The sequence below is a fragment of the Flavobacterium buctense genome (assembly GCF_014486695.1).
GTDB classification, from domain to species: domain Bacteria; phylum Bacteroidota; class Bacteroidia; order Flavobacteriales; family Flavobacteriaceae; genus Flavobacterium; species Flavobacterium buctense.
This window is the reverse complement of record NZ_JACTAB010000009.1, coordinates 28,317-42,360: the sequence shown is the minus strand read 5'-3', so window position 1 is coordinate 42,360 and position 14,044 is coordinate 28,317. Positions and strand designations below refer to the sequence as shown.

Sequence of the window (14,044 nt, the reverse complement as noted above, 5' to 3'; positions counted from 1 at the left end):
GAACACTGCAAAGATAAAATACCCTACCACAAAATAATATTTTTTTAAAATTCTGAAATTAGAAAGCTTTGTTTTTATCGAAGAAATCAACATTTAGAGGTTTAAACTGTTCATAACTAATTGTATCGCAACGATGAACGGTTTGGATTAGTTTCTATTTTTATTTTAAAGTAAACTTAAAACTTATGAAGTCAAAAAAATTACTCCTTGTGGCGCTGTTGCTTTTTGTTTTTGACACGTTGGCGCAGACTAAAATTGAAGCCAAAGACGGGATTCATTATCTAACCACCAACATTGATTATCCGATTACCGGAACGTATTTTTTTAAAGGAGCTGAACCTACAGTAGAATTAAACGGCAATGGCAGTGGTTTTTACCAATTGCATGAACAACCCAAAAAAGCGGTAACCTGGGGCATTGAATGCGATGAAACCGGGGTGCCAATTTTTGAAAAGGGATTTGACAATGCGTCGTACACGCTTTGGTACCAATATACCAGCCCCGAAACGGAGGAAGAAAAGCATTGGAAAGCCGTGCCTTTCACCATTCACTTTACTAGTTTAAAGATGTTTATACAAGGGGAAAGGAGTAAGGATTATACGGAATAGGAGTATAAGGAGTAGGGAGTTAGGGAATTCGGGATAAAATAAGGGTAGGAATTGTTGGAAACTGTTGTTATGCTCTAGGCATTAATCTTCTTAGTAATTAATTCTTCGTCTATTTCCGTTTCATAATCTACTTCTATTACTTTCCACTTCTCATTCTTTGTCAACTTCTGCATTTCCGCAATAAAAATTTGGTTTTTTTCAAAATCCTGAAACCATTTTTCTCTGACTTCATCACCATATTTATCAAGCCATAATTTTGCCTTTGGATTTTTGAAGTATTGAATCATATATTCCTCAGTATTTTTTTGATTTATATGCCATATAATTTGAATTTCCATGTCCAAATCAGTTAGCACTTTTTTTAGTGTCAAAAATTGTTTAGTAGTTTTAGGAAATTCAATTAGTAAAGTATCTTGGTTTTGTCTTTTAATATTATTTTTAAAAAATTCTACCATAAGATGATCAGGAATTAAATTAGCATTATCCATAAAAGATTTTATCCTAATAACAAGTTCGTTTTCCTCTTCCATTAATTGTTTTCTTAACTGTTCACCAAAGTTGCAAATGAAAAGATTATACTTTTCACTAATTGCTTTTATAGCTTTAGATTTTGAAATATATTGATTAAAAAAAAGGATGTGGATTTTTTGCATTTGTTTCCTATTGATTGTCCATAACATGTCGCGACTTACAACGGCTGTTATGCGCTGGGCATTTATAAATGGGAAAAGTTTACTTTAGCTTAATACTAGTCAATAAAACAATCCTATTGTTATCAGCTTTAGATACCACTAGCCATGGTTTTGCATTTGTTTTTCTTATGTCATTTCCTTTCATGGCAAATTCTTCCTGCTTATTGTCAGCAACATAAATTTCCGTGCCAACGGGGAAATTATATTCTTTAATAGTATTCGGGTCAACATTACTTACTCTTGTTTGACCTTTCCCATCGGGAGTGAATATTATCAAGGAAAGATGATAAACATCTTCATAGTCATTTTTAAAACTTAGTGTAATAGCATCTTGCCCAAAAACGGAAAAATTTAAGACAGTAAAAAGGGATATAATAAGTAGTTTCATATATCATATTTTAAAGTTCAACAATTTATGAATAAAAAGTTAGAATAGATTTATTACTAATGAGTCCAAATATAAAACTCCTTTTTGCCCCGACGTTTCGGGGTCGGAGGAAATTCGAAGTAAGCCCAAGTGCAGTTATAACCAACTGCTGATAGCTACTGTACTTAATTTAATGAATACACTTCTACTATTTCAGTATTTTTAAAGTGTATTTTATCAATTTCGTTATTGTTTTTAAATAATTTATTTTCGTAAAATATATTTTCGGGATAATCAACTAAGTTATTGACTAAGTTAACATTGCAATTTGGACAACTATCATCAATCATTTTTTCAGCGTCACTATTCTGTTTTCTTTTGGATTCAATTTGTTCGACAAAAATTTCACCGCAGTTTTTGCAACAATAAGTTTTAAAATCATAGCCATAACCCGAATTAATTACATATCCCGGAACATTCCATATTCCATCAATAGTATAAAACTCTTTTTTAAACCTAAATTTTTGTCGTTTCATTACTTTTTTTCTGGCAATTTAGCTAACGTGTCGCCGCTTCTCGTCAGTTGCGAAGTTCGGAACTTTATATTTTCTGTTAAAGATAAAAATTCTTGCGAAACGTAAACATGAACTTACCACAAAATTCGCAATTGCGAGAAACGGCTGTTACCAGTAGCTTTTTATTCTAAAGTTATACAAATTCCAATATGGTCGCTCAATTTTCTATCGTGATTCCAAGTTTCTATTTTCACGTTTCTATTTTTAATAAAACTTTTACTTATCACAATTTGGTCAACGTTATTTTCAATTTCGGCGGTCAAATTTTTAAGTTCTAATTTTTCAAATGCTGAATTTAATTTATTTCTGGCGTCGTGACTTGGATAAACTCTTCCCGTAAAAGTAACGTTTAAATCTCCAGCGACGCAAATTGGACTTTCTGTTGGTAGATTTTCAAAGTCTAAAAGCTGTTTTTCTAAATCACTTTTAAAGCGTTCTCCAATTCCGCCAAAAACTCCGATTATAGTTCCGTAAACATTAAGCAAACCATTTGGAGTTTCAATTTCGACGCTAACTGAAGTAAAGCCATCGTATGTTTTATGTTGTATTCTAATTTTGTATTTTGTCCAAATTGTGGTTCTGTTTTCGCCAGCTTTATATTGAACACCATCATAACCATTTTTCAAAGTTTCTGTTGCAACAAACGTATATTCTTGACCGAGTTTAATTATAGAATTAGTTTCTGTTAAGATTATAATTTCTGCGTCATATTCGGCAAGTTTATCAAGAATTAATTGATTTTCTGCTTTCGGTCTTTCAATATTCCAAGTTAGAATTTTCATTTAGTTTCTCTTCTACTGCGATTTTTCTGAAAGTTACTGGTAACGGGCCGATAAGTATAATCACTATCAGCAGTCTTCCCAAATTTAACCAATTCCCCTCCACCAATCCATCCCCATCAATGGGTAATTTACATCAAGTTATTAACATAAAATTCTTATAATAGGTTTTATAAGGCCATTTTTCAAATTCTACTAAGCCCAATCAAATCCCAATCAACGTCATGGTAACGTTATGAAAGCCACTAAAATGCTACTGCGTCCTATTAACGTTCTATTAACGTCGAATAAGCGTGCAGTAAACGTGCAGTAAGTATTCAGTGGTCAGTAATCAGTGATCAGTGTTCAGTTCGCAGGGCATCAGTGGTTAACAACTCCTCACACCAACCCAAAACCCATTGTGCATACTTTTCCCTTGTGATAATTATGCACACGAAATGAGTGCATACTTTTCCCTTGTAATAATTATGCACACGAAATGAGTGCATACTTTTCGGTTGTGAAAAACATGCACTTGTTTTTATGAGTGGCTAGTGGTCAGTTATCTGCCTTTTCCCTTTTCCCTCTTTATAAAACCCTAAAAGAGAACCCCAACAGTTTTAACAACCATCAGGGTTTAAACCTTAGAACCTTAGCGCCTTAGCACCTTATTTACTCAGCGACTCAGCCACTTGATTCCTAAACACCAACTGTCCGTCAAAACAGTCTAACAAAATGATGCTGTCCGTAGTTACTTTACCGGCTAAGATTTCCTTAGACAATTGGTTCAAGACTTCGCGTTGGATAACACGTTTCACCGGTCGGGCACCAAATTGCGGGTCGTAACCCTTTTCGGCCAAGTACGCAATGGCTTCCGGTGTGGCATCCATCGTAATGTTTTGATGCGCGAGCATTTTGGTTACGCTTTGCAATTGTAAACCAACAATCTGTTTGATATTGGCTGCCGTTAATGGTGTAAACATTACAATTTCGTCTATACGGTTGATAAACTCAGGACGCACGGTTTGTTTTAATAAACCAAGCACTTCGGTTTTAGCGGCTTCGGTAGCGGCTTCAACACTTCCTTTAAGGTTCTCAAATTTCTCTTGTATAATAGCAGAACCCATGTTGGAAGTCATGATGATAATGGTGTTTTTAAAGTCGGCCAAACGTCCTTTGTTATCCGTCAATCGGCCTTCATCCAACACTTGCAATAAGATGTTGTACGTATCCGGATGCGCTTTTTCGATTTCGTCTAACAAGATAACCGAATACGGTTTTCTGCGCACGGCTTCGGTCAACTGTCCGCCTTCGTCATAGCCTACATAGCCCGGAGGCGCACCTACCAATCGACTCACACTGTGGCGTTCTTGGTACTCACTCATGTCAATACGCGTCATGGCATTTTCATCATCGAATAAGTATTCGGCTAAAGCTTTCGCCAATTCGGTTTTACCCACACCGGTGGTTCCCAGGAATAGGAAAGTCCCAATAGGTTTTTTCATGTCTTGCAATCCGGCTCGACTTCTGCGTACAGCATCGCTTATCGCTTCAATGGCTTCTTCTTGACCCACAACTCTGTGGTGCAATTCGTCTTCTAAACGCAATAGTTTTTCTCTTTCGCCTTGGAGCATTTTGGTCACGGGAACGCCGGTCCATTTCGCCACCACTTCGGCTATGTCTTCGCGAGTTACTTCTTCTTTGATTAATGAAGTGCCGGCTTGGTTTTCGGCCAATTGGGTTTGTAAAGCCTCTAGACGTTCTTGAGCGTCTTTGATTTTTCCATAACGGATTTCGGCGACTTTCCCATAATCACCGTCGCGCTCGGCACGTTCGGCATCGAGCTTAAAGTCTTCAATTTCTTGTTTGACCGCTTGAATAGCATCGACTACATCTTTCTCTGATTTCCATTTGGTAAAGATTTCGTTGCGTTCTTCTTTTAAGTTGGCTAAGTCTAAGCCCAAACCTTTCAGTTTCGTTTCATCATTCTCTCTCTTAATCGCTTCAATTTCGATTTCCAACTGCATGATCTTTCTGTCTAAGACATCGAGTTCTTCGGGTTTGGAGTTGATTTCCATGCGCAATTTAGAAGCCGCTTCGTCCATTAAGTCGATGGCTTTATCCGGAAGAAATCGATTAGTAATATACCGTTGGGATAACTCTACCGCCGCAATAATCGCATCGTCTTTGATACGCACTTTGTGGTGGGTTTCGTATTTCTCTTTAATCCCACGAAGAATAGAAATAGCGCTTTCAGTGTCCGGTTCATCGACCATTACTTTTTGGAAACGACGTTCCAGTGCTTTGTCTTTCTCGAAGTATTTTTGGTATTCATCCAAAGTCGTGGCGCCGATAGCTCTCAGCTCTCCACGAGCCAAAGCCGGTTTTAAGATATTAGCGGCATCCATGGCGCCTTCACCACCGCCGGCACCAACTAAGGTGTGGATTTCGTCAATAAACAAGACGATGTCACCTTCGGCTGAGGTTACTTCTTTCACCACCGATTTTAAGCGCTCTTCGAATTCCCCTTTGTATTTAGCACCGGCAATCAGCGCACCCATATCGAGCGAATAAACGATTTTGTCTTTCAGGTTTTCGGGTACGTCACCATCAACGATTCGGTGAGCCAAACCTTCAGCTATAGCGGTTTTACCCACGCCGGGTTCACCCACAAGCATTGGGTTGTTCTTAGTACGACGCGTCAAGATTTGCAATACTCTTCGAATCTCTTCATCGCGACCAATTACGGGATCAAGCTTACCGTTGCGAGCGAGTTCGTTGAGGTTTTTAGCGTATTTGTTTAGCGCATTATACGTTTCTTCAGCAGAAGCTGAGGTAACGCGTTCGCCTTTTCTGATTTCGGCAATAGCAGCTTCTAAGCCTTTTTCCGTTACGCCTTGGTCTTTTAGGATTTGGGCGACTTTGCTCTTCGACTTAAAAATAGCCAATACCAAATGTTCAATCGAAACGTATTCGTCGTTCATTTTCTTGGCAATGATATTCGCTTCAGTCAAAGCCGTGTTGGCTTCACGGGACAACATAATATCGCCACCGGAAACTTTCGGGAAGCTTTGCAAAGTGCTGTCGAGTATCTTTTTGAATAAATCAACATTGACGTTGAGTTTTTTTAAGATAAAAGGCGTCACGTTTTCATCGACTTCGAGTATTCCTTTTACGAGATGCTCGTTTTCGATTTGCTGGTGACCGAAGCTTTGGGCGATTTGTTGCGCTTGCTGAATGGCTTCTTGTGATTTGATTGTAAAATTGTTTGTGTTCATAGTGTATTGTTCTCCTTTGTGTTGTGTTTGAATAAAAGTTTTGAAAACTTCAATCAATTGTCGTCAATTTATATTCCAATGAGTTTAAGCCGACAAAATGGCTGATTTTTTTAGTTATCTTTGTGCTCTTGTTAGACATTTTGGCGTTTGTGATGACGTTATGTCTTGAAAATGAGGGTAAAGCAATAGTTAAAAGCGGAAAGTTTATGAGTTTATTTAAGAATATTTTTGGGGATTCGGGAGAAGCAAAGGAAAAATCCAAAATGGCTTGGCGTGCCTTAACCGATTTAGGTCAGCTAAACGAGATTGTGAATGAGTCAACTGAAAAACCGGTTGCGATTTTTAAACACAGTACCCGTTGCAGCATCAGCAGAATGGCGTTGCGACAGTTTGAACAAGAGTTTGATTTGGAGGAAAAAGTGATTCCGTATTACTTAGATTTGTTGGAACACCGCGATATTTCTAATGAAATAGCCAATCGTTTCGGCGTATACCACCAATCGCCACAACTAATCGTGATTAAAGACGGTAAAGCCGTTTACGACCGTTCGCATGAAAGTATAACCGCTTCGAAGTTGGTTGATTTCGTTTAACAATTTTAAAATAAAAAAGCCGTCTGTAATTGACGGCTTTTTGTTTATCTCCTGAATCGGTTTCGGGTTATGATGTCTTTTAGTTTGGCTTTTAAGTCGTTTCCGGTATCAAATACCATTTGTTCGTTACTTGGAAAAGGTACCGCTCGTCGGTCTAGGTATTGAAAGTAGTCTTGTTCGCAAGCTCGTCTGTCGCCTCTTAACTTGGCATACATATAATTGAAAGTAAATTCACTGGCTAAAGGAAAAGTTTGCAACAGTTGATTGTTTCTGAAATCTATATAATCCACTTTAGCGGTTACTTGACAAGCTTTAAACTGTGAGAACTCATATACTTTGGCACGAACGGTTCTCATGTCGTCGACTTTTATGTTATTCCCTAAGCTATCTTTAACCACATTGCCGTTAGCATCTACTAAATTTTTTAGTCCAACTTTAATCAGTTTTTCTTTTTGAATTTCCTTTTCTCTGATCTGTTCCGGAGAAATGTTGATTTGGCGGAAGTTCACTACTAAACCATAATCGTAATCGATGCCTTTTACGCGGTTGCTGTGGTAAACCGTCCATTTGTCATTTAAACCCAGTGTACTGAAGTCGAGCAAATCATTTTCTAAACGAATCGGAATGACCATGTTGGTTTCGTTTTTAGTATATACGTTAACGAAATCAGTGCCTTTGAATTGGGCTTCTTCAATCAGTTTGTCGGTGTCTTTGAATCCAGGACTTAAGTTTCTCAGATACACTAAATCATCGTAGGCACGACGAACAACCATTTTGTCTTTGTTGGCCAGCAAGGCTTTGGAGTTGTTGTATAAATATTTAGCCAAGGCATTTTTACTGCTTACCATCTGGTCAGAATAATCGTCGAAAGGGAATTTAGCTTCTCGACCTTCTTTTAACAAACGCACCGGTAAAATTGGTCGAATGCGTTCCTGACGTGAATTGAGCTGTACATATGTTTCATAAATCTTCTCTAAGTTTTGCGGATTAGCATCTTTAAACCAAGTATCGATGTTGCGCAAATCGCGCTCTTTAGCTTTGGCAAATGCTTCTTCGAGCATATAAACGTTGTCTTGTTTGCCTTTAGCATTTTTGTTTCCGCGTAATCCTTCGACTGCATTTTGAATGGCACCGTCATAGTCACCGGAAGTTAACAAGTCACGGGTTTGGCGCACGCCACAAGCAGAAACAATAAGGAGTAGGGCTACTAGAGAAGTAATTTTTTTCATAGATAGGTTTGTTTTGAACAAATATAAGAGAAATCACTTTGTTTTGAAAGCGGATTTAAGAATCAAAGCGAATTTACGGAATAGGTTTTATTCTGATGTATTGCCATTGGTCATTCAAACTTCCATCGGGTTTCCAAAAATTATTTGTGGCTACCATAGGCAAATAGAGGTAGCCATCGTTGCTCCAAAACATATCGGTATTTTCTCCGGCCGGCATCCAATATTTGAAACCGGTGTTCATTTTTTGGACTATCTTTTTGTTATCGATTACAAAGAAATCTAAATCTGCGGTATTTTCATAAACATTCGCACCTAGGCAAATAATCTTTTTTTTATCGGCTGATATATTCGGATAATTGCCAAATGTTGTAGTTCTCTCACCGCTGGTTTTGTCGATGAGCGTAAAGTCATAATCTTCCCAATACATGCCATAAACGACATATGCATTAAGAAAATTGATTTGCCCGATATATTCATAAATACGATGGGTTTCTTCTTCTGAGGGAAGATCGGTAAAGGTTACGGTCTTCTTTTGACATGGAAGTTTAATAGTGCCGTTAATCTTTTTATGGGCTAAAGTATCAGCTGTGAGAAAAGATACCGCCTTTTTCTTTTTTGAGTGGTAAAGCTTTTGGTCAATCAATTCAATACTGAAATACCGGGTTAGCGACTCATCCTCATTATAATAAATGGTGCTGTCGTTTTCAGTAAGATAAGTGATGATAGTCAAATCCGACTCATCCAATACTTTTTTAATAGCTGTAATACTATCGTTTTGTGCCATTCCGAAATAACCCAAAGACAGCACGAAAACAATTATATAGGCTTTTAAGTTCATTAAATGATTTAAGATAAAAACGCTTTCAAATCTTCATAAGTCTTAATCTTAGTCGATACTTTCTCTTTACCCAACACACTTTCTATTTGGGTTGGAATAGGCAATTTTAAGTCCAATAAAGGTTCAACTACATCTAAGAATTTGATAGGATGTGCGGTTTCCAAGAATACGCCAATGCTTTTCGGTTGTTTTGCCATTTCTTTTTTCAAACCCAAATAGCCCACGGCACCGTGAGGTTCTGCTATGTATTGTGTTCGGTTATAAATATCTTTAAGAGCGATTTCTGTTTCTGAATCAGTAAATGAATAAGAAGAAAAGTCTTTTTCGAATTCATTTAAATCATAATGATACAGTTCTTGAATTCGGATAAAATTGGATGGATTTCCAACATCCATCGCATTAGAAATCGTAGCGACAGAAGGTTTGGGTTCGTACTTTCCGGCTTCTAAAAATCTCGGCACCGTATCATTAGCATTAGTCGAAGCTACAAAATGGGCGATGGGTAAACCCAATCTTTTGGCCATAATACCGGCACAAATATTCCCAAAATTCCCACTCGGACACGAAAGAATTATCGGTTTTTCATATTTTTTCAATTGTTGGTACGCAAAGAAAATATAAAACATTTGTGGGAGCCAACGCGCAATGTTAATCGAGTTAGCTGAGGTTAAATTTTTATGGTTTAATGTTTGGTCTAAAAAAGCTTGTTTCACCATATCCTGACAATCGTCAAAAACACCATCTACCTCTAAAGCTTTTATGTTTTTTCCAAGCGTAGTCAATTGACGTTCTTGTATTTCGCTCACTTTACCGGAAGGATAAAGTATAATTACTTCAACGCCTTTTACGTCGAGGAAACCACTAGCCACTGCACCGCCGGTATCGCCGGAAGTCGCTACGAGAACGGTTACTTTTTTATCGTCATTGCGGTTGAAATAACCCAAGCATCTCGACATGAATCGGGCACCAACATCCTTAAACGCCATGGTTGGTCCGTGAAAGAGTTCCAAAGAAAAAATATCCTTTTCCAACGGAACACAAGGAAAATCAAAGCATAAAGTTTCGGCTATGATGCGTTTGAGTTCGGCTTCCGGAATTTCGTCGCCAACGAATTGCTTGATGGCTTCAAAAGCGATTTCTTCCTGCGTAAGGTTTTCAATATTCTGAAAAAAAGAATGGGGAAGCGGTGTAATGCTTTCCGGAAAGTATAAACCCCTGTCGGACGCCAAACCAAGCACTACAGCTTGTTCGAAGCTGACTCTTGGGGCATTTTTATTTAAACTGAAATACTGCATAATTCGTAATTGCTAATTCCTAATTCGTAATTATTTTCACTCCTTCGTCGTTTACCTTTGAAATATGCATGTCAAAAGCAATTCCGGTATCTTGATAACTGTTGCTCATCGCGTAAGCTACTTTTTCGGCGGCTTCTTGTCCTTTACACAAAGCGAATATCGAAGGTCCGGCACCGGAGATTCCTGAGCCAAGCGCGCCATTTTGCAGAGCAGCATTTTTGACATTCTCAAAATTAGGGATTAATTGTTTGCGCAATGGTTCGATAATCACATCTTGTAAAGAGCGACCAATCAGTTCGTAATCTTTGGTATACAATCCGGCAATTAATCCGCCAACGTTTCCCCATTGGGTTATGGCGTCTTTTAAAAGTACAGTTGGCGAAAGCACCGCTCTTGAATCGGAAGTCTTTACTTCGATATGCGGATGCAAGACTACGGCGTAAATTTCACTCGGACTTTCAATTTTAATCACATCTAACGGATTGTAGCCGCGAACTAAAGTAAAGCCACCAAGCACACAAGGCGCGACATTATCAGCATGTTCGCAACCACTGGCTAAGGCTTCGCCTTTCATGGCAAAATCAACTAATTCATGGCGTGTAAAAGGTTTTCCCAGTAATTCATTAATACCAAAAACGGCTCCGGCCGCACTGGCTGAAGAACTTCCAATGCCACTTCCGGCTTTAATCTTTTTATGGATTTCAATTTCGAAACCAATATCGGGATCAGCAGCTTTTACAATGGCAAGCGCGGCAACACCGGCCACATTTTTTTCGGTTTCTAAAGGCAAGTCGGCACCGATTATCTTGGTAATGCGAATGCCTTTTTCAGCAGTCTTTCGTATAATCATTTCGTCGCCAATGCCATCTAAACACAAACCTAACACGTCAAATCCGCAATTAAGATTGGCGATGGTGGCAGGGCAGAATATTTTTATTTCGTTCATTTCCTAAGGTTCTGAGACGCTAAGGTTCTAAGTTTCTGAGGTTTTCTTAGTACCTTAGAACCTTAGTGTCTTAGCGCCTTAATTATACATTTCCAATCCTAACCACATCAGCAAAAATCCCTGAGGCGGTTACCGCTGCTCCGGCACCGGCGCCTTTGATTAATAACGGTTGGTCGACATAGCGGTCGGTGTAAAATTGCACGATATTGTCTTTTCCTTCTAAATTGTAAAACGGACTGTCAGAAGGAATAAATTGTAACCCAACGCTGGCTTTTCCGTTTTCGAAAGAGGCTACAAATTTCAATCGGCTATCTTTGGCTTTAGCTTCTGCCAAAAGATTGTCAAAATGACTCGCGTGCTTTGTTAAGGATTTGAAAAAATCTTCATTGTTGGTGGTTTCCATACATTCTTTAGGTAGGAAAGAATTGTTGACGATGTCTTCCATTTCCATTTCGTAACCGCTTTCGCGAATAAGGATTAAGATCTTTCGGGCTACGTCAACACCACTTAAATCAATTTTCGGGTCAGGTTCCGTAAACCCTTGAACACCGGCTTCTTTGACTACATCATGAAAATTATAAGTGTCGCTGAAATTATTGAAAATAAAATTCAAACTTCCGGATAAAACGGCGTTGATTCTATTGACTTTATCACCCGATGCAATTAAGTGTTTTAGGGTGTCAATGATGGGTAAACCGGCACCAACATTTGTTTCAAACAAAAACGGCGCGTTGTATTTTCGAGATAAGTTTTTAAGGTTTTTATAATTGTTGTATTCTGAAGAACACGCGATTTTATTACAGGTTACTACTGCAATATTTTGTCCCAAGAATTGGTCGTAAATGCTGGCAATGTCATAATTGGCTGTGATGTCAACGAAAATACTGTTGCGTAAATTCAATTGTTTAGTACGAGAAATGAAGTCGTTTGGATTGGCAGTTTCACCCTGACTTAAAGTTTCTTTCCAATCTTTTAAATTGACGCCTTCTTCATCAAAAACCATTTTTCTGGAATTGGATAAAGCGATAACTCGCACATTGATTTTCAGATTTTCTTTTAAGAATTTCTTTTGTTGGCTGATTTGGTCGATGAACTTTTCGCCTACGTTACCAACGCCCATTACGAATAAGTTTAGTTGTTTGGTATTGTCTTCAAAGAAGCGTTCGTGTAACGTATTTAAAGCTTTTTTGACATCTTTCTCATTGATCACTACAGAGATGTTTCTTTCGGAAGCACCTTGTGCAATCGCACGAATATTGACGTTGTTTTTGCCCAATGTACTGAACATTTTACCGCTGATACCTTGGTGATTTTTCATGCTTTCGCCTACGAGTGCTACGATACACAAATCTTTTTCAACTATACACGGATCTACTTTGCCTTGCGCAATTTCCATTTCAAATGCTTTGTCGATGGCCGTTTTGGCTTTATCGGCATCGGCATTTAAAATTCCGACACAAATAGAATGTTCCGAAGACGCTTGTGTGATAAAAATTACATTGATGTTTTCATTGGATAACACTTCGAACAAGCGTTTGGACGAACCGGCAACGCCTACCATTCCGGAACCTTCCAAGGTCAATAAAGCAATATTGTCAATATGGGTAATTCCTTTAATCGGATTGCTTGACGCTTCAGGTGTATTGGAAATCAACGTTCCGTAGACTTCCGGTTCAAAAGTATTCTTGATAAAAATCGGTATGCTGTCTTTTAGAACCGGCTGAATTGTTGGTGGATACAAAACTTTGGCTCCAAAATGAGACAACTCCATCGCTTCCTGATAAGAAATGGTTTCTATCGGTTGGGCTTGCTTCACGCTTTTCGGATTGGCGGTGAACATACCGTTTACATCGGTCCAAATTTCTAAAACATCAGCTTTTACCGCTGCCGCTATAATGGCTGCAGTATAATCAGAACCACCTCGACCAAGCGTAGTAGTGTTTCCGTCTAAAGAAGAAGCAATGAAACCGGGAAATAAGGTTACTTGCGTAGTATTATTTTTGAAATAATCGGCAATCAATTGATTGGTTACCTCAAAATCAACCGCGGCTTTTCCGAAATTGGAATTGGTTTTAATTACTTCTCGGCTGTCTTTAAAGGTTGAATTGCTTACTTTTTGTTTTAACGCTACCGCAATAATCTGTGAAGACAACAATTCGCCAAAACCAGCCACGATATCAGCCGTTCTGCTCGATAATTCACCCAAAAGGTAACAACCGTCCAATAACGTTTTTAAGTGGTTAATATTGCTGTTAATCGTATCGATGATTTCGCTTTGATCGCTCAGAGGAATCAATTCGTCTATGGCGTCTTTGTGTTTTTTCTCGATTTGACTGACGATATCTTTGTAGCCTTTGTCTTTGTCTCCGGCAGTTTTTCCGGCTAAAATCAATAAATCGGTTACGCCACTAAAGGCTGAAACGACTACGGCGAGTTGGTGCTCTTTGCATTTGTTGGCGACAATGGCTATGGTTTTCGAAATGTTTTCAGCATTGGCAACCGAAGTACCGCCAAATTTTAATACTATCATGATTTTTAATTGTGAATTGTGAATGGTAAATTATGAATTTGCTCTCAATAGAAAGTCCATGAATTCGAATTATATGTGAAAATTATACCCCAAACGGGGTTGTAGTTGTTGATGTTGTTGTACCAAAAATGGCAACCAAAGCTTTGGTTGTAGAAGAGAATGAATATTTGGCTGCTTGTGACATCATGTTTTTCAAATGTATAACATTTTGAGAATTAAAAAAGGTTTCCTTAAATTTTTAAGAATATCGCAATATTTCTTTATAACCAATAGGATTTTATTTATATCGATATGTTATGGCTGATTTTTTTAATGAATTCTCAAAAAATACTCGG

The 14,044-nt window shown here is 38.2% G+C and carries 12 protein-coding genes; 2 read left to right on the top strand and 10 right to left on the bottom strand.

Translation table 11 applies throughout. The annotated features are described in order from the left end of the window. The first annotated feature begins 185 nt into the window (after nt 1-185). The gene (locus ICG50_RS11930; protein WP_187661129.1) at nt 186-608 is read left to right on the top strand and encodes a hypothetical protein; all 423 of its coding nucleotides are present in this window, start codon (nt 186-188) and stop codon (nt 606-608) included. Between the two features lie 74 nt (nt 609-682). On the opposite strand, the gene ICG50_RS11925 is transcribed toward ICG50_RS11930, so the two are convergent. From ICG50_RS11925 to clpB, 5 genes are all read right to left on the bottom strand, one after another. Beyond that, nucleotides 683-1,261 (bottom strand): nucleoside monophosphate kinase, encoded by a 579-nt coding sequence (locus tag ICG50_RS11925; protein WP_187661128.1) that lies wholly within the window; start codon nt 1,259-1,261, stop codon nt 683-685. 79 nt (nt 1,262-1,340) lie between these two features. Further along, on the bottom strand, nt 1,341-1,688 hold the full coding sequence (locus ICG50_RS11920) for a hypothetical protein (protein WP_187661127.1): 348 nt from the start codon (nt 1,686-1,688) through the stop codon (nt 1,341-1,343). Between the two features lie 164 nt (nt 1,689-1,852). Continuing rightward, a complete protein-coding gene (locus ICG50_RS11915) occupies nt 1,853-2,203 on the bottom strand; it encodes a hypothetical protein (RefSeq protein ID WP_187661126.1) in 351 nt (116 codons plus the stop codon). 161 nt (nt 2,204-2,364) lie between these two features. Then, nucleotides 2,365-3,024: an endonuclease/exonuclease/phosphatase family protein gene (locus tag ICG50_RS11910; protein ID WP_187661125.1), complete on the bottom strand. Its 660-nt coding sequence runs from the start codon at nt 3,022-3,024 to the stop codon at nt 2,365-2,367. A 644-nt stretch (nt 3,025-3,668) separates the two neighbouring features. Further along, nucleotides 3,669-6,278, bottom strand: a complete 2,610-nt coding sequence (gene clpB, locus ICG50_RS11905; RefSeq protein WP_187661124.1) for an ATP-dependent chaperone ClpB — start codon at nt 6,276-6,278, stop codon at nt 3,669-3,671. A gap of 206 nt (nt 6,279-6,484) precedes the next feature. Between clpB and ytxJ the strand changes: the two genes are divergently transcribed. Beyond that, entirely contained in the window at nt 6,485-6,871 is a 387-nt protein-coding gene (gene ytxJ, locus ICG50_RS11900) for a bacillithiol system redox-active protein YtxJ (protein WP_187661123.1), read from the top strand. Between the two features lie 44 nt (nt 6,872-6,915). On the opposite strand, the gene ICG50_RS11895 is transcribed toward ytxJ, so the two are convergent. From ICG50_RS11895 to thrA, 5 genes are all read right to left on the bottom strand, one after another. Beyond that, on the bottom strand, nt 6,916-8,100 hold the full coding sequence (locus tag ICG50_RS11895; RefSeq protein WP_187661122.1) for a hypothetical protein: 1,185 nt from the start codon (nt 8,098-8,100) through the stop codon (nt 6,916-6,918). 73 nt (nt 8,101-8,173) lie between these two features. Next, nucleotides 8,174-8,938, bottom strand: a complete 765-nt coding sequence (locus tag ICG50_RS11890) for a hypothetical protein (protein ID WP_187661121.1) — start codon at nt 8,936-8,938, stop codon at nt 8,174-8,176. A gap of 8 nt (nt 8,939-8,946) precedes the next feature. Continuing rightward, nucleotides 8,947-10,233, bottom strand: coding sequence for a threonine synthase (thrC, locus tag ICG50_RS11885; RefSeq protein ID WP_187661120.1), 1,287 nt, complete (start codon nt 10,231-10,233; stop codon nt 8,947-8,949). Nucleotides 10,234-10,252: 19 nt separating this feature from the next. Continuing rightward, nucleotides 10,253-11,179: a homoserine kinase gene (locus ICG50_RS11880; protein WP_187661119.1), complete on the bottom strand. Its 927-nt coding sequence runs from the start codon at nt 11,177-11,179 to the stop codon at nt 10,253-10,255. An 82-nt stretch (nt 11,180-11,261) separates the two neighbouring features. Then, nucleotides 11,262-13,709, bottom strand: a complete 2,448-nt coding sequence (gene thrA, locus ICG50_RS11875; protein ID WP_187661118.1) for a bifunctional aspartate kinase/homoserine dehydrogenase I — start codon at nt 13,707-13,709, stop codon at nt 11,262-11,264. Nucleotides 13,710-14,044: the final 335 nt, after the last annotated feature.

What these genes read in the sequence shown, in the direction of transcription:
- ICG50_RS11895 (WP_187661122.1), bottom strand. Translation starts at nt 8,100, where the DNA reads ATGAAAAAAATTACTTCTCTAGTAGCCCTACTCCTTATTGTTTCTGCT.
- clpB (WP_187661124.1), bottom strand. Translation starts at nt 6,278, where the DNA reads ATGAACACAAACAATTTTACAATCAAATCACAAGAAGCCATTCAGCAA.
- thrC (WP_187661120.1), bottom strand. Translation starts at nt 10,233, where the DNA reads ATGCAGTATTTCAGTTTAAATAAAAATGCCCCAAGAGTCAGCTTCGAA.
- ICG50_RS11890 (WP_187661121.1), bottom strand. Translation starts at nt 8,938, where the DNA reads ATGAACTTAAAAGCCTATATAATTGTTTTCGTGCTGTCTTTGGGTTAT.
- ICG50_RS11925 (WP_187661128.1), bottom strand. Translation starts at nt 1,261, where the DNA reads ATGCAAAAAATCCACATCCTTTTTTTTAATCAATATATTTCAAAATCT.
- ICG50_RS11910 (WP_187661125.1), bottom strand. Translation starts at nt 3,024, where the DNA reads ATGAAAATTCTAACTTGGAATATTGAAAGACCGAAAGCAGAAAATCAA.
- ICG50_RS11920 (WP_187661127.1), bottom strand. Translation starts at nt 1,688, where the DNA reads ATGAAACTACTTATTATATCCCTTTTTACTGTCTTAAATTTTTCCGTT.
- ICG50_RS11880 (WP_187661119.1), bottom strand. Translation starts at nt 11,179, where the DNA reads ATGAACGAAATAAAAATATTCTGCCCTGCCACCATCGCCAATCTTAAT.
- ICG50_RS11915 (WP_187661126.1), bottom strand. Translation starts at nt 2,203, where the DNA reads ATGAAACGACAAAAATTTAGGTTTAAAAAAGAGTTTTATACTATTGAT.
- ytxJ (WP_187661123.1), top strand. Translation starts at nt 6,485, where the DNA reads ATGAGTTTATTTAAGAATATTTTTGGGGATTCGGGAGAAGCAAAGGAA.
- thrA (WP_187661118.1), bottom strand. Translation starts at nt 13,709, where the DNA reads ATGATAGTATTAAAATTTGGCGGTACTTCGGTTGCCAATGCTGAAAAC.
- ICG50_RS11930 (WP_187661129.1), top strand. Translation starts at nt 186, where the DNA reads ATGAAGTCAAAAAAATTACTCCTTGTGGCGCTGTTGCTTTTTGTTTTT.